Source organism: Sphingomonas sp. FW306-05-A, from assembly GCF_058782275.1.
Map to the genome: position 1 here is coordinate 726,959 of NZ_JBYSXN010000002.1, position 17,864 is coordinate 744,822.

Sequence of the window (17,864 nt, forward strand, 5' to 3'; positions counted from 1 at the left end):
TAGGGGTGGGGCAGTCCAGCAGAACTCCGCTCTCTGCGAGGCACTGCCCCACCCCAACCCCTCCCCTGAAGGGGAGGGGCTTAGAAGCGGCAACACTTAGCGCGGCGGAACATCGGGCGATCGACGGCACAGGCGGATACGGTGCCCAGTCAAAAAGCGATGAACTCCCCACTTGGTAAGCCGTTGTGCTGCAAACCCCTGACCCGGAAAGCGAAACGCGCATGGCCTTCTCCCCCTCCCCCGTATGGCTCGTCACCGGCTGCTCGACCGGCTTCGGACGCGACCTCGCGCAGTTGATCATCGACCGCGGCTGGCGCCTGATCGCCACCGCCCGCGATGCCGACCGCGTCGCCGATCTCGCCGCAGCCGCACCAGATCGCGTCCTCGCGCTTGCGCTCGACGTCACCGAGCAGGCCCAGATCGACGGCGTCGTTGCAGCCGCAATCGAAAAGTTCGGGCGGATCGACGTGCTCGTCAACAATGCAGGCTATGGCTATCAGAGCACGATCGAGGAAGGCGTCGACGACGAGATCCGCAAGCAGTTCGACGCCAACGTGTTCGGCCTGTTCGCGATGACCCGCGCGGTGCTGCCGCACATGCGCGCGCAGAAGAGCGGGCATATCATCAACATCACCTCGGTCGCAGGGCTCGTCGGCTTTATGGGATCTGGCTATTATGCGGCGTCGAAGCATGCGGTCGAGGGCTTCTCGGATGCGTTGCTCGCCGAGGTCAAGCCGCTCGGGATCGACGTCACCTGTGTCGAGCCGGGGCCGTTCCGCACCGACTGGGCAGGCCGCTCGCTCCAGCAGACGCAGAGCACCATCGCCGATTATGCCGACACCGCGGCCAAGCGCCTTGCCGACACGCGCGGCGGGAGCGGCAAGCAGGCGGGCGACCCCGTCCGCGCGGGCGAAGCGATGATCGCGCTGACGGTCGATCCCAATCCACCGCGCCATCTGGTGCTTGGCAAATGGGGCTATGACGCGGTGACCGACAAGCTCCGCGCGCGTTCCGCCGAGATCGAGGCGCACCGTGACGCCAGCCTCGCCGCGGACTATCCGGACGCCTGATCGCATCCGCATCCCCGCCGGTCCGGACAGGACCGGCGGGGTGTAGCGGTGTTCACGCCGTCGTCAGAACGCCCTGGAACACCTGGTCGTCGAGCGCCTGCCCCGCCCCCGTCGCGACGCAGGTCAACGCGTTCTCGGCCACGATCACAGGCAATCCGGTCGCCTCCGACAGCACCGTGTCGAGCCCGGCGAGCAAGCTGCCGCCCCCGGTCATCACAATTCCGCGATCGAAGATGTCGGCGGCCAGTTCCGGCTCGGTCTTCTCCAGCGCGGACAGCACCGCCTCGATCACCTGCCCGACCAGATCGGCGAGCGCTTGCGCGATCTCCGCCTGGTTGACGGTGATCTCGCTCGGTACGCCGTTGAGCAGGTCGCGCCCGCGGACGCGCATTTCCTGGCCGACGCCATCCTCGGGGATCAGCGCGGTACCGATTGCGAACTTGATCTGCTCGGCGGTCGCTTCACCGATCATCAGATTGTGCTTGCGGCGGATGCTGGAGGCGATCGCATCGTCCATCCGGTCCCCGCCGACGCGCACCGACGTGCTGTACGCCAGCCCGCGCAGCGACAGGATCGCGACCTCGGTCGTCCCGCCGCCGATATCGACCACCATCGCGCCGATCGGCTCGGCGACGGGCAAGCCCGCCCCGATCGCGGCCGCCATCGATTCCTCGATCAGATGCACCTTGCGCGCGCCCGCGTTCATCGTCGCCTGGCGGATCGCGCGACGCTCGACCGGGGTTGCACCGGAAGGGATGCAAATCACGATCTCGGGGCCGCGCGACAGCCAGTTGCGCCCGCCGTTCACCTTCTCGATGAAATGCTTGATCATCTGTTCGGCGACATCGATGTCCGCGATCACGCCGTCGCGCATCGGGCGGATCGTGCGGATCGCATCGGGAGTCTTGCCCAGCATCAGCTTGGCCTCGGCGCCGATCGCACGGACACGCTGCACCCCGTCCAGCGTCTCGAGCGCGACGACCGAAGGTTCGTTGAGGACGATTCCCTTCTCGCGCAGATATATGACGGTGTTCACGGTGCCGAGATCGATCGCCAGGTCGCTGGAGGAAGGTGACAACAGGCGAGACAGGCGCATGGGCATACAATCTTCAAAAGTCGGGAAGTACAGGCCCCCCGGGGCGAACGGAATGCCTCTGGCCGTGGTCTTCCGCAATCGAGCGGTCAAGCCCGTCTGCGTCAAAACGACCGGTGATGACGCTCCGACGCCATGACCCGAGCACTGGCCGGGACAGACACCATGCTTCGACCACCGCCGCCTTTCATGCGGACGGGCGATCGCAATGCCGGACATCCGGCACGGTACGCCAAGTCTTGGTGGCGAATGCGACCCGCAATTAGCTCCAAACCATCAGCAAACTTGGAATTCAGGTGTGTTAGCATATTGGCACACTAATCGCATGGCGAAGGGGCGCGCCGAACAGGTCGGCGCTTTGATCGCCTGGAGTTTCGTCATGCCCCTGCTGTTTTTCATCGCGATCGCAAGCCTTGCGAGCGCACCACCGCCGCACGCCGCCCCCTCCGGCGCCACGCCGTCCGCCACGATGCGGGATCTGCCCACGATCACCGATACCTACCGCGTGCGCTACCAGGCACGCGGCAATGTCTATTGCATCCGGATCTTCGCGGATCCCGCACCAGCCGAGCCCTACCCGCGCGTCTCCGGCGATACGTGCCAGTCCCGCGCGAAATGGGCGAAGGAGGGTCTCACCATCCGCGATCCCCGGCGCGATGCGGTAGATACGGAAGCAAAGTCTTAAACTTGCCCGCATATCAACCGGCTGCCGCATCTAGCGTGGAAGACAGAGCCGTGCCCCGCCCGCTATCAATCACCGTGTTCGCCCTGATGTTCGGCTTTGCGGTAATCGTGTCGGGCGTCCTTGCGCTTTATGCCGGACGGACGCCGGATTTCGGCTTTCCGATCGCGCCCGAGGCCGCTGCGACGCTCGCCATGCGGATCAAGGCGATCCGCTTCATCGGGATCGCCTTCGCCGTGTCGATGATGCTGCTGGTGGTGTTCGGCAATTCCCCCGCCGCGCGCAACACGCTCGGCTTGCGGTGGATCCTCGGGCTCGGCACCAGCGTCGCCTTCCTTCGCGGCATCGGTGCGATCGCGCCGATGGGGGACGGCGACGTCGCCGCGATCGCGCTGTCGATCATTCAGCTTGGCGTCGAGGGGCTCGCCATCCTCCTTCTCTACGGCGACGATGCGGCCCCCTGGTTCGACCGCTACCGGAACCGCTGAACCGGCAGGACGGCGGCTACGCCTTCGCCGCCTGGATATACCGGCTGACGTTCTGCGCGAGCACGTCGAGCGGAACGTTCCCGCCATCGACCACCGCCTGATCGAAATCGCGCAAGTCGAACCGTCCGCCGAGCGCCGCCTTGGCACGATCGCGTTGCGCGACGATCTCGATCCGGCCGAGCATGTAGCCGCACGCCTGCCCCGGCCACGCACAATAGCGTTCGACTTCGCTGACCGCGTTGCTGCGCGGCAATCCCGTCGCCGCGATGAATTCGGCCAGCGCCTGGTCGCGCGTCCAGCCCATCGCGTGGATCCCCGTGTCGAGCACCAGCCGCACCGCGCGCCACGACAACCCCATCAGATACCCCAACCGCCCTGCCGGATCGCCCCGATACATCCCGAGCTCGTCGGCGAGCGTTTCGGCATAAAGCGCCCAGCCTTCGGTATAGGCGTTGAACGCGAGGATCGAGCGGATCAGCGGCAGCTTCTGCGCATATTCCCCCTGCCAGACATGGCCGGGGATCCCCTCGTGGAACACCAGATCGGGGATGGTGACCTTGTTGTGGATCGTCGGGTCGCCCAGGTTGACCCAGACTTTCCCCGGGATCGACCCGTCGAGCGACCCCGGCCCACCATAAGCCGCGGGTGCGCCGGGTTCCTCCGCCAGCGGCATCCGCCGGATCTCGAGGTTCCCCTTGACCAGCGACCGGAACGCCTGCGGCAGACGCGGACGGATCGCGTCGATCTTGCCCTGCATGTATGCGACGATCTGCGCGCGTCCGGCGTCATCGTTTGAAAACGCGATCTCAGGTCGTTTCTGCAACTGCGCCGACCGTTCCGCGACCGAGCCCTGCGTCAGACCGAAGTCCTTGAGGATCACGTCCATCTGCGCATGAAGCTCAATCAGCTGCGCCCGCCCGAGCGCATGGATATCAGCGGGCGTGCGCCGCGTCGTCGTGCCGGCGCGCAGTCCCCAGGCATACCATTCGGGGCCATGCGGCCGCGTGCCCAGCCCCGCGGCATCGGTCGCCACAGCACGCTGCGCGCGGATTTCGGCCAACTGGCGGTCGAGCGCCGGACCGATCGCTTCCCTCGCGATCGCGCTGGCACGCGCAACCCAATCGCCCGGGATCGCACCGCTCTTGCGCGCGAGCGGACCGATCAGCGGGCCGTCGGCGGCATCCACCGTCGCGCGCGTGCGGGTCAGCCCTGCGATCGTCTTGTCGAGCAGGAACGACGGCGGGACCAGTCCCTTGCCGCGCGCCGCCCGGATCCGGACCGTCTCGCCGTCCAGTTGCGCGGGCATCGCCACGAGCCGCGCGAGATACGCCTCCGCATCGGCGGCGGTCCGCACCGGCTGATTCCCGTCGAGCAGTTGCGGTACGTCGAGCCAGCTCCCGACATTCTGGATCACGCCGTACGGCGTATTGCGCCAGTTGCCGATCGTGGCGACGCCATACGGCAGCGCCATCCCGTCGAGCGCAGTACGAAACGCGCTTTCGGTGACTGCAAGGCTCGTCAGGAGCGAGGCATCGAGCCCCTGCCGCGGCACATTTGCCAGATCGCGCAGCGCATCCGACAGGAATCGCTGGCGCGCCGCGACGCCATCCGGGGAACGATCATCCAGGCGCCTGCGCAATCCCGCATGCGCGCCCGTGTCGACGCCGAGGCTGGTCGCCTGCGCCGGATCGATTTCGAGCAATCCCCACGCCAACCGATCGAGCAAAGCCGCTGCGGTGGGCGCAGCGGTCGCACCGATCGCAGGCGCGGCGGCAAGCGCCGCGCCTCCGGCGAATGTGGCAAGCGTATCGCGGCGAGAAAACATGGGCGTGGTCATTCCCGACAGATGCCGGTTGCAACCCCGCAGGTCAAACCACCGACGACGCCCTTAGGCGCCGACGGTGTCCGGCGTCATCAGAAGTTGGCGGTGAAGCCAATCGCGATGTTCCGGCCCAGGCTGTCATACCGTGCCGGGATCGTGTTGCTGCGCGCGAGGCTGATGTTGTACGAGTTCGGCAGGATCGGCGGTGCCTTGTCGAGCAGGTTGTTCGAGATCAGCCGCAGGCTGTAGCGCTTCGCGATGTTGAAGGTCAGCGCGAGATCGAAGTAGCTGACCGGCGCGATCCGCGCGAAGGTCGTCTGCGCACGATCCGGCGTGCCGCCGATCGCGGCATCCCCCGAATTGTTCGCATTGGTCAGCGAGCCCACGTAGCGCCAGTTGAACGATGCGTTGAACAGCTGGTTACGCGTCACATAGGTCGTGCGCAGCGTATGGCTCCACTCGGGCAGCAACTGCCCGCACCCGTTGCCGAAATACCCGGCGCAATTACGCTGCGGCTGGACCGGCGAATCCTGACCACCGGCAAAGGTCGTCAGCGAGCCGTTGAAGCTGAAATCCAGCCGCCCGACGGTGCCGAGGCCAAGCGCATATTGCGACTGGAAGTCCCAACCGCGCGCGATCGACGTGAAGTAATTGGTCGTGCCCGAACGGATGAACCCGCTCGTCGCGTTAGAGTTGAGCGGCGCATACAGCGTGCCGTTCGCCGCGCGGACGATCCCCGAGCAGAAGAACGGATCGCCGTTCGAGCGCAGGCACCCATCGGTATAATAGCTGTCGTCATTATAGCCGAGCGAGTTGTTGATCTTGATCCGATACCGATCGACCGAGAAGACCAGCCCCTTCACGAAGCGCGGCTTCAGGATGATCCCGTAGGTCTGGGTATAGGCCGTCTCGGGGTCCGCGGTGAACCCGCCCGAGCGTACCGTGCACTGGCTGTCCGGGCACAGCAGCAACGCGCTGCCATATTGTGCGTCGCTCAGACCCGTCGCGCGACACACTTCACGTGAAGCAAGCGGCACGGTCGTGGTGATCGTGCGCCCAGGATTGTTGGGATCGGAAACCTGCCGTGCGACCGGCGCGCAGAAGTCGTTCTGCGATCCGCCCTGGCGCGAATAGCTGATATTGCTCGCCTGGAACGCCTCGACCACGGTCGGTGCGCGCTGCGCCTTGTTGAACGATGCGCGCAGCACGATGTCGCGCACCGGCGAGTACAGCCCCTCGCCCTTCCACGTCGTGAACGTGTCCGGGTTGATGTTGTACTTGGACAGACGCACGCCGCCGTTGACCTGGATGAGTTCGGCGAACGGCTTGTGCTGGACGAGCGGGGCCTGGACCTCGACGTTGCCTTCCCAGACATGCTGGCTGCGATCGGAATCGGTCCCGCCGTAATCTGCACGGAACGCGGCATTGGCGACCGAGAACTGCCGGTCTTCGCGATATTCGACCCCCGCTGCGAAGGCGAGGCCGTCCTCGGCGAACGGCGACGCGATGCCGTATTTGCCGAGGTCACCCGTCACGTTCGCCTGCAGGTCGTACAGGATGCCGACGGTCCGCTGCTTCTCGGGATCGACCCCGCCGTAGATGTAGTCGACCAGCGACTGGTTGCTGTTCCCGGCGCTGAACGCATCGAACGGAACGCATGCGGGATCGGTGCCGTTGACGGTCGCAGTGCAGGTCGGCGTCCCGTTGACGTTGACGACGTTGAGCGCATTGTTGATCCGGCCGAAGTTCGGCAGCGTTGCGGGCATCCAGTCCTGCTGGTTGCGCGCATAGACGCCGCCGACGTCATAGGTCCACGCTTCGCCGATCTTGCCGCGGACACCGCCGGTCGCCCGGATGCCGGTGTTGACGTAGGTATCAAGCAGATACGGCGCATTGTCGAAGCGATAGCGGACGTCGATCGGCGCGGTTGCGCCGGTGCCAGCCGCCGCACCGCAGATCGCGGTCGCCTGCGATGCCGACAGGAACGGGTTGTTGCAATTCACCTGATACGGGGTCGAGCCGTAATTGCTGAACGCGAAGACGCGGGTCGGGACGCGGTTGGTCGACTTGTCGCGGAACCACAGCGCCGAGCCATAAAGCTCGAGTTCGGGCGAAATCTTGAACGAGGTGAACCCGCCCGCATTCACGCGCTCGAATGCGCGCTGATAGGAATAGCCGTCATACGGGTTGGCGGCATTGCCAGCACCGACGCCATAGGGAACGAACGTACGACCGCCCGCCGGGTTGTTGACGAAGCCCTTGCCGCTATTCACGCCGGACTGCGGCGCGATGTAGCCGCTGGGCGAATAGGTCGAGAGCGTGCAGCTGAGCGGCCCGTCCTTCTCGCTCTGGAGCAACTGGCACGCCGAGGTCGAGCGCGAGGCATATTCGACCAGATCGGCATGCTTGTAGTTGACGAAGCCCGAGACCTTGAACCGGTCGTCGAACAGCGACGTGCCCGCGGTCAGCGTGATGTCCGCGCGGCCGCCGTCATTGACCAGCCCCGTGTTGATCGGGAAGCCGTTGGCCTGCGCCGTCTGCGTGACGACGTTGGCGCGGTTCTGGTGGTTGTAGAAGTTATAGTTGCCGTCGATCCGCACGCCCTTGAAGTCGGGCTTGATCACGAAGTTGACGACACCCGCGACGGCATCGGACCCGTACACCGAAGATGCACCACCGGTCAGCACGTCGACCCGTTCGATCAGCGATACCGGAACGATACCAGCATCCTGTCCATTTTGCGTGCCGAGGCGCTTGCCGTCGATCAGCACCAGCGTGCGCTCGAACCCGAGACTGCGCAGCTTGATCCGCTGGCGACCGTCCGAGTCCTGGTAATTCTGCTGGCTGTCCGGCGCGATCTGCGGGAGGCGGTTGAGCACTTCCTCGATATTGGTCGGCGACTGCGCCTTGATGTCCTGCGCGGTCACCGAGGTGATCGGCGCGGCGGAGGCGATGTTCGGGCGCGTGATCCGCGTGCCGGTCACCATGATGTCGCCATCGCTCGAGGTCGAAACAGGCTGACCGGAAAGGACATTTGCCTTGGTGGCGGTCGAGACGTCGGGATCCGTCGCAGGCTCAGCCGCAGCGGTCGTTGCGGCACCCACGGCAGGGTCGACTTGCTGCGCCCAGGCCGGAGCAGCACACCCAAGGGCGGCACTCATGGCAGTCAGCGAAACGGCATAACGAAACGACATAGATTTCCCCCAAATCAGACCGCCTCGCCCCTGCGAGACCGGATCCCCACTAAAGGTTCCGTCCAATCGTGAATTTGGTCAATACCTATACGATACCGCTACCATCCTTTTTTTGACATTTCGTTACAGTGTGGCATGATTACACCATTCGAATGGTACCGGGGGAATCCATGACAAGTCGACGTACCTTGCTCACCGCGACGACCGGCGCGATCGGCGCGCTGGTCGCGACCAAGGGACTTGCAGCCGCAACGCCCGCGACGTCCGGGGACGCGCTGATCCTGTCGACCTGGGATTTCGGCGCAGCGGCCAACGACGCCGCCTTCGCCCGACTTACCAAGGGCGGATCGTTGATCGACGCGGTCGAGGCGGGTGCGATGGTGCCAGAGGCAGACCCCAACAACCATTCGGTCGGCTATAGCGGCTATCCCGATCGCGACGGTCACGTGACGCTCGATGCGGTGATCATGGACGACGCCGGCAACGTCGGCGCGGTCGCAGCACTCGAGAACACGATGCACGCGATTTCGGTCGCGCGCCGCGTGATGGAAAAGACCCCGCACACGCTGCTGGTCGGCGAAGGCGCAACGCGGTTCGCCCAGGCCGAGGGGTTCCCGCAACAATCGCTGCTGACCCCGGAAGCCGAGAAGGCGTGGCGCGACTGGCTCAAGACCGCGAACTATAGCCCGCAAGCCAATAGCGAGAACCGCATCACGCGGACACCGGGCGGCGCGCTCGACCATGATACGATCGGTTTGCTCGCACGCGATCGCAGCGGACGGCTCGCGGGGGCCTGCACGACGTCGGGCATGGCGTTCAAGATGCGCGGTCGCGTCGGCGACTCCCCGCAGGTCGGCAGCGGCCTGTATGTCGAGGCCGGCGTCGGTGGCGCCACCTCGACCGGCCTCGGCGAGGAAGTGACGCGGATCGCAGGGACCGCGCGTGTCGTCGCGTCGATGCGCGCGGGCAAATCCCCGCAAGCCGCGTGCGAAGAAGCGGTGCGGCACATCGCGCATCTGCGCGGCGACAAGATCCGTGGCGTCCAGGTCGGCTTCCTCGCGCTCGATCCGCGCGGCAACATCGGCGCGTTCTGCCTGTTGCCGGGCTTTACCTATGCAGTGACCGACACGGCGGGGCGCACCGTGGTCCACAAGGGAGCATCACTATTCAAGGCCTGAGCGCCCCCGCCGACTTTACGCGCCGCGCCGGCGCCGCGCTCGAGGTGTGCGTCGAATCCGTCGCCGGGCTGCACGCAGCGGTCGAGGGCGGTGCGGACCGGATCGAACTATGCGCGGCGCTGTCGGTCGGCGGGCTGACCCCGCCCGCGTCGCTGATCCGTGCCGCCGCCGCCGCACCGCTTCCGGTACACCTGCTCGCCCGGCCGAGTGCGGGAGGGTTCGTCTATGATGCGGCCGAACAGGCGCTGATCGCGGACGATATCCGAACCGCAGCCGAAGCGGGGCTCGCCGGCGTCGTGATCGGCGCAAGCACCAAGCGCCGCACGCTCGACGTGGCACTGCTGGCGCGCTGGATCGACCTTGCACGCACCCTTGGCGATGCGCGTGGGAAGCCCGTGTCGCTCACCCTGCATCGCGCCTTCGATCTGGTCCCCAATCCAATCGACGCGCTGGAGGCGAGCATCACGCTCGGGTTCGACCGGATCCTGACATCGGGCTGCATGCCGCGCGCGATCGATGGCGCGGAGACGCTCGCGATGCTCCATGCCCGTGCCGACGGCCGGATCATCATCCTGGCCGGGAGCGGGGTCAACGCGGCGACGGCCCCCGCCATCCTCGCCACCGGGGTCCGCGAGCTTCATGCCTCGTGCCGAAGCGTTCGCCCCGTGGACGAAGCGTCGCCCGAGCGGCGCTTCGGGTTCGTCGGGCCAGACGCCGGGATGACCGATCCGATCCGCGTGAACGACCTGGCGCGCATCACCCATTTGACCGCTTGAGTAGTACCAATATGTGACCTAGAACGGTCGGATATTGAATGGACGGGCCAATGCACGACACCAATCCAGATAAAACAACGCTGATGTATCAGGAGGCGGCAGAGGCGAATGCCGCGGTCGAGCGCATGCTCGCGGCGAATGCTGCGGCGTTCGTGCAGCTTGGCGAGACGCTGCGGGCGTCGCCACCCTCGGTCGTGGTCACCTGCGCCCGCGGCTCGTCCGATCATGCGGCGACCTATGCCAAATATCTGATCGAAACGCGGATCGGCATCCTGGTCGCGTCCGCTGCGCCGTCGGTTGCCTCGGTCTATGCCGCGCCCGTCGCCCCCGGCAACGCGCTGTGCATCGCAATCTCGCAAAGCGGCCGCAGCCCCGACCTGCTCGCCACGGTGACTGCGCAGAAGACGGCAGGTGCGCATGTCGTCGCGATCGTCAACGACACCACTTCCCCGCTCGCCGAGATGGCGGACACGTTGATCGCGCTTTCGGCCGGCGTCGAACGCTCGGTCGCCGCAACCAAGTCCTACATCACGTCGCTCGCCGCCATCGCGGCGCTGGTGGCCGAATGGTCGCAGGACGAATCGCTCGGCACCGCGGTTGCCGCCCTGCCCGAATTGCTCCGTCGATCCTGGGCGTTCGACTGGCAGCCGGTGGGTACCGCGTTGCAGAACGCGAACAACCTGTTCGTCATCGGCCGCGGGCTCGGCCTGGCGGTTGCACAGGAGGCCGCGCTCAAGCTCAAGGAAACCTGCGGCCTCCATGCCGAGGCGTTCAGTTCGGCGGAAGTCCGGCACGGTCCGATGGCGATCGTCGGTGACAGCTTCCCGATCATCGCCTTCGCAACCTCCGACACTGTCGGAGACGACGTACGCGCGGTCGCCGCCGAATTCGCGGGCCGCGGTGCCCATGTCTGCCTCGCCGATGCCGCGGCGGACGGTGCGACCGCTTCCGCCACCGCAGTCCCTGCGGCAAAGGCGGATCCAGCGATCGAGCCGATCCTGATGATCCAGAGTTTCTACCGCATGGCGGATGCCCTATCGCGGGCGCGTGGCTACGATCCCGACGCACCAAGCCACCTCAGCAAGGTAACCCGCACATTATGACTTCGCTCAGCTTCGTGAACGGCCATATCGTCACCGCGCACGGCGTGCAGCCGGCGGTGACGATCGACGTCGAGAACGGCGGCATCGTTTCGCTCGACGGTCGCGCCGGCGCGAATGCGGTCGATCTCGATGGCGGCTGGCTGATGCCGGGGTTCGTCGACACGCAGGTCAACGGCGGCGGCGGCGTGCTGTTCAACGACGAACTGACCGTCGCGGGCATCGCCGCGATCGGCGACGCGCATCGTCCCTATGGCACGACCAGCTATCTCCCCACGCTCATCAGCGATTCGACCGATGCGATCGCCCGCGCGCTCGACGCGACCGATGCCGCGATCGCGGCGGGGGTGCCCGGCGTGGTCGGCGCGCATATCGAAGGGCCGGTCATCAACGTCGCGCGCAAGGGCATCCACGACCCCAGGCATTTCGGGACGCTCGACGACGCGCTGATGGAGGTGCTGCTCAAGCCGCGCCGCGGCCGCGTGATGGTGACGCTCGCCCCCGAAGTCGCCGCGCTCGACCGGATCTCGGCGCTCGCACGCGCGGGCGTGCTGGTCAGCCTCGGGCATAGCGACGCGACCTATGCGCAGGCGCGCGATGGCTTCGCCGCCGGGATCACCGGCGTCACGCATCTGTTCAACGCGATGTCGCCGCTGGTCCACCGCGCGCCCGGCGTGGTCGGCGCTGCGCTGGACGACCAGCACGTCTATTGCGGGTTGATCGTCGACGGCTTCCATGTCGACGATGCGGTGCTTCGTGTCGCACTCCGCGCGCGTCCGCTCGACCGGATGATGCTGGTGTCGGATGCGATGCCCTGCGTGAACGCGGCAGTGAAGGATTTCGTGCTCCAGGGCCGCCAGATCCTCGTCGAGGGTGGCCGCTGCGTCGGCACCGACGGGACGCTCGCGGGGTCCGATCTCGACATGGCGCGCGCGGTCCGTAACACCGTCGCAAAGCTCGGCGTTGCACCCGAACAAGCGGCGGCAATGGCGGCGACCAATCCGGCTGCCTTCCTTGGCCTGTCGCAAACGCACGGCAGTCTCGCCGTCGGGCAACGCGCGGATTGGGTCGTGCTGGACGCGGGCTTCCACCCGGTATCCACGACGATCGGCGGCACCCGAAGCGAAGGCACGCGGCACGACGCCGGTCCGGCCTGAACGCACGACCGCCCCTACCCACCCCTATTAAGGAGACATCATGGCGCCGATCATCCTGGCCGCACCCCTAGAAGGTTGGGTTACGCCGCTCGAGGCGGTGCCCGATCCGGTGTTCGCAGGTCGGATGATGGGCGACGGAATCGCGATCGACCCGACCGGCGATACGCTCCATGCCCCCTGCGCCGGGCGGATCGTCGGCCTGCAGGCGACGCGCCATGCGGTCACGATCGAGACGGAGAGCGGCGCGAAGATCCTGATCCATCTCGGGATCGATACGGTCGCGCTCGACGGCAAGGGTTTCACCACGCTGGTCGCGGTGGGTGACCAGGTGGCCGCGGGCGATCCGCTGATCCGCTTCGACCTCGATCTGCTCGTGCGCGAGGCCCGCGCTGTCGTCACGCCGATCCTGCTGACCGATGCCACGGGCTTCACGCTCACAGCGTTCGCGCCCCCCGGCGCGATAACCGTCGGCGCCCCGTTGATGACCCTGCACCGCACGGCCCCGCCCCAAGAGAAGCAGCAGCAGCCGCAAGAGCCGGAACTTGAATTCGGACGCCATGACGACGACCCCACCATCGTCCGACGCACGCTCCGCATCGATCTGCCCCACGGCATTCACGCCCGCCCCGCCGCCCGGATTGCAGCACTTGCCCGCGAAACCCGCGCCGCCCTCTCAATCGAGAAGGATGGACGCAGCGCCTCCGCGCGCAGCCTTACCGGCATGCTCGGGCTTGGCATCGCGCTCGGCGACGAGATTGCGGTTGTCGCGCGCGGCGGCGATGCCGATGGCGCGGTCGATGCGCTGGTCACGCTGTTGTCGACCGGGCTCGCCGAAGCGCCCGCCCCCGTTGCGCGCGTCGCCGCCGTGGCGGATAGCGCGCCCCTGCCGCCGGGCGCACTCCGCGGTGTCCCCGCGGCCCCCGGGCTTGCGGTCGGACCCGTGCAGCATCACCGCAACAGCGACATCGACGTCCCGCGCGAAGGCCGTGGCATCGCGCTCGAACAGGCCGCGTTCGGCGATGCACGCGCCGCGCTCCGCGCCGACCTCATCGAACAATCCGCAACCCAGAAGGGCGCTGCCCGCGAGATCCTCGTCGCGCACGAGGGGTTGCTCGACGACCCCGACCTCCACGCCGCGACCGAGGCCGGGATCGCGCGCGGCGAAAGCGCGGCCTATGCGTGGCGCAGCGCGATCCGCGCGCAAGCCGATGCGCTGCGCTCGGGCGGCAACGCCCGCCTTGCCGAACGCGCGGGGGATCTGCTCGATCTCGAACGACGGCTGCTGGCAAAGCTGGTCGGCGTGACGAACGACCGGCATGCCTATCCCGCCGGGACGATCCTCGTCGCCGACGACCTGCTGCCGTCCGACCTGATCGCGATCGCCGACGGTCTTGCAGGGCTGTGCATCGCACGCGGTGGTCCCACGTCGCATGTCGCGATCCTCGCGGCGTCGATGGCGCTGCCCACGCTGGTCGCGGTCGGCGATGCCGCATTGGCGATCCCGGACGGTGCGCGCGTCGTGCTCGACGCCAGCAACGGGATGATCCTGCCTACGCCCGACACGCAACAGCTCGCGCAGGCGGAGGTGGAACAAGCCGTCACCGCACGCAAACGCGCCGACGCTTTGTCGCAGGCCGCGATCGCCTGCCACACTGCGGACGGCACCCGGATCGAAGTGTTCGCCAATCTCGGTGCCGCCGCCGAAGCCGGCCCCGCGGTCGCCAACGGCGCCGAGGGTTGCGGTCTGCTCCGCACCGAATTTCTCTTCCTCGAGCGCGACACTGCGCCGACCGTTGCCGAACAGCATCATGAGTATCAGACGATCGCCGATGCGCTCGAAGGCCGTCCGTTGATCGTGCGGCTGCTCGACATCGGCGGGGACAAACCCGCGCCGTATCTTGCGATGGCGGCCGAGGAAAACCCGGCGCTCGGGCTGCGCGGCATCCGCGTCGGACTGGCGCACACCGGCTTGCTCGAGGATCAGCTGCGCGCGATCCTCGCGGTCAAGCCGATCGGCCAGTGCCGCATCATGCTGCCGATGATCTCGCGCGTCGAGGAAGTCCGCAGCGTCCGCCTCGTGCTCGACCGGCTGCGCGACGAACTCGGGATTTCCGCCGCGATCGAACTTGGCATCATGGTCGAGACCCCCGCCGCCGCGGTCACCGCGGACACGCTCGCGCGCGAGGCGGATTTCCTGTCGATCGGCACCAACGACCTGACGCAATATACGCTCGCAATGGACCGCGCCAATCCGGCGGTGGCAAGCGCGCTCGACGGCCTGCACCCCGCGGTGCTCCGCCTGATCGAGCAGACCTGCCGCGGCGGCGCGATGCGCGGTCGCTGGACCGGCGTCTGCGGCAGCCTCGCGTCGGACCCGCTCGCGGTGCCGATCCTGCTCGGGCTCGGCGTCACCGAATTGTCCGCGGCCCCCGGCGTCGTGCCGACGATCAAGGCGCGCGTCCGCGAGGTTTCGCTCGATGCCTGCCGCGACCACGCGCGTGAAGCGCTGGCCTGCGCGTCCGCCACCGAAGTCCGTGCACTTGCCCGCCGCTTTGCCTCCAGGGAGATCCCGGCATGAAGACGCTCCTCGCCGGACTCCAGTCGCTCGGTCGCGCGTTGATGTTGCCGATCGCGGTGCTCCCGATCGCGGGGCTGCTGCTGCGGCTCGGCCAGCCCGATTTGCTCGGCATCCCCTTCATGGGTGCGGCAGGTCAGGCGATCTTCGACCATCTCGGGCTGCTGTTCGCGCTCGGCGTCGCGACCGGCTTCGCGCGCGACGGCAATGGCGCGGCGTGTCTCGCAGGCGTCACCTGTTTCCTGGTGACGACCGAGGCGGGCAAGACCTTGCTCGTCGTGCCCCCATCCGAACTGACGGGCTTCACCGGCCCCGCGGTCGACCTCGCCACCGCGGCGTGGAAGGCGAAGGTGATGGCGCGGCTCGACGTGCCGATCGGGATCCTCTCGGGGCTCGTCGGCGGTCTCTTCTACAACCGCTTCTCCGCGATGAAGCTGCCTGAGTATCTGGCGTTCTTCGGCGGGCGACGCTTCGTACCGATCGTCAGCGGGCTTGCCGGACTGGTACTCGCCGCGATCATCGGCTTCGCGTTCCAGGGGATCAGCGCAGGGATCGACGCGATCAGCCTCGCCGCCACCGGCGCGGGCGCGACCGGCGTATTCATGTTCGGGCTGCTCAACCGGCTGCTGCTCGTCACCGGGCTGCACCATCTGCTCAACAACATCGCGTGGTTCGTGGTCGGCGACTATCACGGCACGACGGGCGATCTGCGGCGCTTCTTCGCGGGCGACCCGACCGCCGGAAGCTTCATGGCGGGGTTCTTCCCGGTGATGATGTTCGGCCTGCCCGCCGCCTGTCTCGCCATGTATCACGCCGCAAGGCCAGAGCGGCGCAAGGCGGTCGGCGGGATGCTGTTCAGCCTCGCGCTCACCTCGATGCTGACCGGCGTGACCGAGCCGATCGAGTTCAGCTTCATGTTCCTCGCCCCCGTGCTGTTCGGCATCCACGCGGTGCTGACCGGCCTGTCTATGGCGGTGATGGACGTGCTCGGCGTCAAGATGGGGTTCGGCTTCTCGGCGGGGCTGTTCGATTACGTCCTCAACTTCGGCAAGGCGACGCGGCCGCTGATGCTGCTGCCGGTGGGCGCGGTGTATTTCGCGCTCTATTACGGGCTGTTCCGCTTCTTTATCGCACGCCTCGACTTGCAGACGCCGGGGCGCGAGCCGCTGACGGATACGCCGTTGGCGGCGGCTCCTGTTGCAGCGGGCGGGCGCGGTCAGGCGTTTACCGATGCGCTTGGCGGCGCAGGCAATCTCGCCTCGGTCGGCGCGTGCACGACGCGGTTGCGGCTGGTCGTGCGCGATCAGGCGCTGGTCGATGATGCGGCGCTCAAGGCGCTCGGCGCGCGCGGGATGATCCGCCCGTCGGCCACCGCGCTGCAAGTGGTGCTGGGTCCGGTCGCGGATATCGTCGCGGTCGAGATCCGCGATGCGATCGACGCCGGGGTTGCCGAACCGGTCGCCGCGGTCGCCGCCCCCGCCGTCGTGGAGGAAGCCCCCGCCTCGGCGCTGACCCTGGCCCCGGCGCTGGCAACGGCGTTGGGCGGTACGGACAATATCGCGGACAGCACACAGCATCACGGTCGCCTGCGCGTCACCCTCCGCGATGGCGCGCGCGTCGACGCTCCCGCGCTGGATGCGCTCGGGGTCCACGGCGTGGCGCGGCCTGCGCCGGGCGTGCTGCACTTGCTCGGGGACGAGGCGGTGCTGAATCGTCTGGTAAGCGCGTAACGCCAAACGCGCTCGCGCCGCGCGTCCGCTCACGACCACGCGTTATTTCCGGCAACCATAAACGGGGCGACGACGATCGCCGCGCAAGGTAGGCGACTTCATGGCTAACCCTATCTGGATACCGGCGACGCTGTTGGCAGCGACCTTCCAGGTCGGTCGCAATGCCCTGCAACGCAGCGTCATGACGACATCCGGCCCGTGGGGCGCAACCCTCGTGCGCTTCCTGTTCGGCCTTCCCTTTTCGGTCGTCTTTGTGCTGGTGGCGTTGCTGTTCGTGCCGAATGTCGACCTTCATTGGTCGGGCGCGTTCTGGCTTTCGGCATCGGTCGGGGCAGCAAGCCAGATTCTCGCCACCGCCGCGCTGTTGAACGCAATGCATCGTTCCGGCTTTGCGGTCGGCACGGCGCTCCAGCAAAGCTCGCTGCCGCTGGCGGCCCTGCTCGGGCTGGTCATCTATGACGATCGGATCAGCGGCATTGCGTGGCTGGGTGTGGGAATCACGACGGTCGGGCTTGCAGCGCTGAGCTGGCCTTCTCCCCGGCAGTTTGGCGCCTCGCTTTCCGGGGCGGCGTTCGGTCTGGCGTCGGGCGTGTTCTTCGGCTTTTCGCTCAACGCTTTCCGACACGCCGCCCTCGCGCTTGACGCGCAGCATCCGATCTTTGCAGCGATCGTCTGCGTCGCGGTGGTGCAGGCGATGCAGACCGCGGCAATGGTCCTGTTCCTGGCGTGGCGCGACCCGGCGACGCTTGCCAACGTGCTGCGCGCCTGGCGGCCGTCGCTGGGTGCCGGATTGTGCGGCGCCTGTGCGTCGGTCGGGTGGTTCGTGGCGCTTGCGCTCTCGCCAGCTGCACCCGTCCGCGCGCTCGGCATTATCGAGGCGCCGATCGCCGCCATCGCCGGGCACAGGTTCTTCAGCGAGACGGTGAGCGCCCGGCAGATTGTCGCAGGCACCGCGATCATCCTTGGCGTGTTGCTCACCTCCCTTTTCTAAGGGTCGGG

General features: G+C 67.2%; 13 protein-coding genes. 10 read left to right on the plus strand and 3 right to left on the minus strand.

The window, feature by feature from the left end:
* The first annotated feature begins 221 nt into the window (after positions 1-221).
* The gene (locus AC3WJR_RS12305; protein WP_492725328.1) at positions 222-1,070 is read left to right on the plus strand and encodes an oxidoreductase; all 849 of its coding nucleotides are present in this window, start codon (positions 222-224) and stop codon (positions 1,068-1,070) included.
* Positions 1,071-1,122: 52 nt separating this feature from the next.
* Here the strand turns inward: AC3WJR_RS12305 and AC3WJR_RS12310 are convergent, their stop codons facing one another.
* Complete coding sequence (locus AC3WJR_RS12310; protein ID WP_354279349.1) at positions 1,123-2,166, minus strand: rod shape-determining protein; 1,044 nt, start codon at positions 2,164-2,166, stop codon at positions 1,123-1,125.
* A gap of 322 nt (positions 2,167-2,488) precedes the next feature.
* Between AC3WJR_RS12310 and AC3WJR_RS12315 the strand changes: the two genes are divergently transcribed.
* Together AC3WJR_RS12315 and AC3WJR_RS12320 are read left to right on the plus strand one after the other, a co-directional pair.
* Positions 2,489-2,848: a hypothetical protein gene (locus AC3WJR_RS12315; protein ID WP_492725329.1), complete on the plus strand. Its 360-nt coding sequence runs from the start codon at positions 2,489-2,491 to the stop codon at positions 2,846-2,848.
* Between the two features lie 74 nt (positions 2,849-2,922).
* Positions 2,923-3,333: a hypothetical protein gene (locus tag AC3WJR_RS12320; RefSeq protein ID WP_492725330.1), complete on the plus strand. Its 411-nt coding sequence runs from the start codon at positions 2,923-2,925 to the stop codon at positions 3,331-3,333.
* A 16-nt stretch (positions 3,334-3,349) separates the two neighbouring features.
* On the opposite strand, the gene AC3WJR_RS12325 is transcribed toward AC3WJR_RS12320, so the two are convergent.
* Together AC3WJR_RS12325 and AC3WJR_RS12330 are read right to left on the minus strand one after the other, a co-directional pair.
* Positions 3,350-5,170, minus strand: a complete 1,821-nt coding sequence (locus AC3WJR_RS12325; RefSeq protein ID WP_492725331.1) for a DUF885 domain-containing protein — start codon at positions 5,168-5,170, stop codon at positions 3,350-3,352.
* Positions 5,171-5,247: 77 nt separating this feature from the next.
* Complete coding sequence (locus AC3WJR_RS12330; RefSeq protein ID WP_492725332.1) at positions 5,248-8,316, minus strand: TonB-dependent receptor plug domain-containing protein; 3,069 nt, start codon at positions 8,314-8,316, stop codon at positions 5,248-5,250.
* A gap of 203 nt (positions 8,317-8,519) precedes the next feature.
* On the opposite strand from AC3WJR_RS12330, the gene AC3WJR_RS12335 reads away from it, so the two are divergent.
* The 7 genes from AC3WJR_RS12335 to AC3WJR_RS12365 all read left to right on the plus strand — a co-directional run bounded on the left by AC3WJR_RS12335 (position 8,520) and on the right by AC3WJR_RS12365 (position 17,856).
* Positions 8,520-9,527, plus strand: coding sequence for a glycosylasparaginase (locus tag AC3WJR_RS12335; protein WP_492725333.1), 1,008 nt, complete (start codon positions 8,520-8,522; stop codon positions 9,525-9,527).
* A gap of 44 nt (positions 9,528-9,571) precedes the next feature.
* Positions 9,572-10,303 carry a copper homeostasis protein CutC gene (locus tag AC3WJR_RS12340; protein WP_492725334.1) on the plus strand — a complete coding sequence of 244 codons (732 nt, stop codon included), beginning with the start codon at positions 9,572-9,574 and terminating at the stop codon, positions 10,301-10,303.
* 50 nt (positions 10,304-10,353) lie between these two features.
* Positions 10,354-11,406 carry an SIS domain-containing protein gene (locus AC3WJR_RS12345; RefSeq protein ID WP_492725335.1) on the plus strand — a complete coding sequence of 351 codons (1,053 nt, stop codon included), beginning with the start codon at positions 10,354-10,356 and terminating at the stop codon, positions 11,404-11,406.
* Positions 11,403-12,560 carry an N-acetylglucosamine-6-phosphate deacetylase gene (nagA, locus tag AC3WJR_RS12350; protein ID WP_492725336.1) on the plus strand — a complete coding sequence of 386 codons (1,158 nt, stop codon included), beginning with the start codon at positions 11,403-11,405 and terminating at the stop codon, positions 12,558-12,560. The genes AC3WJR_RS12345 and nagA overlap by 4 nt, the downstream gene beginning before the upstream one ends.
* 40 nt (positions 12,561-12,600) lie before the next feature.
* On the plus strand, positions 12,601-15,138 hold the full coding sequence (gene ptsP / locus AC3WJR_RS12355; RefSeq protein WP_492725337.1) for a phosphoenolpyruvate--protein phosphotransferase: 2,538 nt from the start codon (positions 12,601-12,603) through the stop codon (positions 15,136-15,138).
* Positions 15,135-16,865 (plus strand): N-acetylglucosamine-specific PTS transporter subunit IIBC, encoded by a 1,731-nt coding sequence (gene nagE / locus AC3WJR_RS12360; protein ID WP_492725338.1) that lies wholly within the window; start codon positions 15,135-15,137, stop codon positions 16,863-16,865. The genes ptsP and nagE overlap by 4 nt, the downstream gene beginning before the upstream one ends.
* Positions 16,866-16,965: 100 nt before the next feature.
* On the plus strand, positions 16,966-17,856 hold the full coding sequence (locus tag AC3WJR_RS12365) for a DMT family transporter (RefSeq protein ID WP_492725339.1): 891 nt from the start codon (positions 16,966-16,968) through the stop codon (positions 17,854-17,856).
* Positions 17,857-17,864 lie beyond the last annotated feature (8 nt).

Coding starts and splice junctions, on each gene's coding strand:
- AC3WJR_RS12305 (WP_492725328.1), top strand. CDS start 222: ATGGCCTTCTCCCCCTCCCCCGTATGGCTCGTCACCGGCTGCTCGACC.
- AC3WJR_RS12335 (WP_492725333.1), top strand. CDS start 8,520: ATGACAAGTCGACGTACCTTGCTCACCGCGACGACCGGCGCGATCGGC.
- AC3WJR_RS12315 (WP_492725329.1), top strand. CDS start 2,489: ATGGCGAAGGGGCGCGCCGAACAGGTCGGCGCTTTGATCGCCTGGAGT.
- nagA (WP_492725336.1), top strand. CDS start 11,403: ATGACTTCGCTCAGCTTCGTGAACGGCCATATCGTCACCGCGCACGGC.
- AC3WJR_RS12365 (WP_492725339.1), top strand. CDS start 16,966: ATGGCTAACCCTATCTGGATACCGGCGACGCTGTTGGCAGCGACCTTC.
- ptsP (WP_492725337.1), top strand. CDS start 12,601: ATGGCGCCGATCATCCTGGCCGCACCCCTAGAAGGTTGGGTTACGCCG.
- nagE (WP_492725338.1), top strand. CDS start 15,135: ATGAAGACGCTCCTCGCCGGACTCCAGTCGCTCGGTCGCGCGTTGATG.
- AC3WJR_RS12325 (WP_492725331.1), bottom strand. CDS start 5,170: ATGACCACGCCCATGTTTTCTCGCCGCGATACGCTTGCCACATTCGCC.
- AC3WJR_RS12345 (WP_492725335.1), top strand. CDS start 10,354: ATGCACGACACCAATCCAGATAAAACAACGCTGATGTATCAGGAGGCG.
- AC3WJR_RS12310 (WP_354279349.1), bottom strand. CDS start 2,166: ATGCGCCTGTCTCGCCTGTTGTCACCTTCCTCCAGCGACCTGGCGATC.
- AC3WJR_RS12330 (WP_492725332.1), bottom strand. CDS start 8,316: ATGAGTGCCGCCCTTGGGTGTGCTGCTCCGGCCTGGGCGCAGCAAGTC.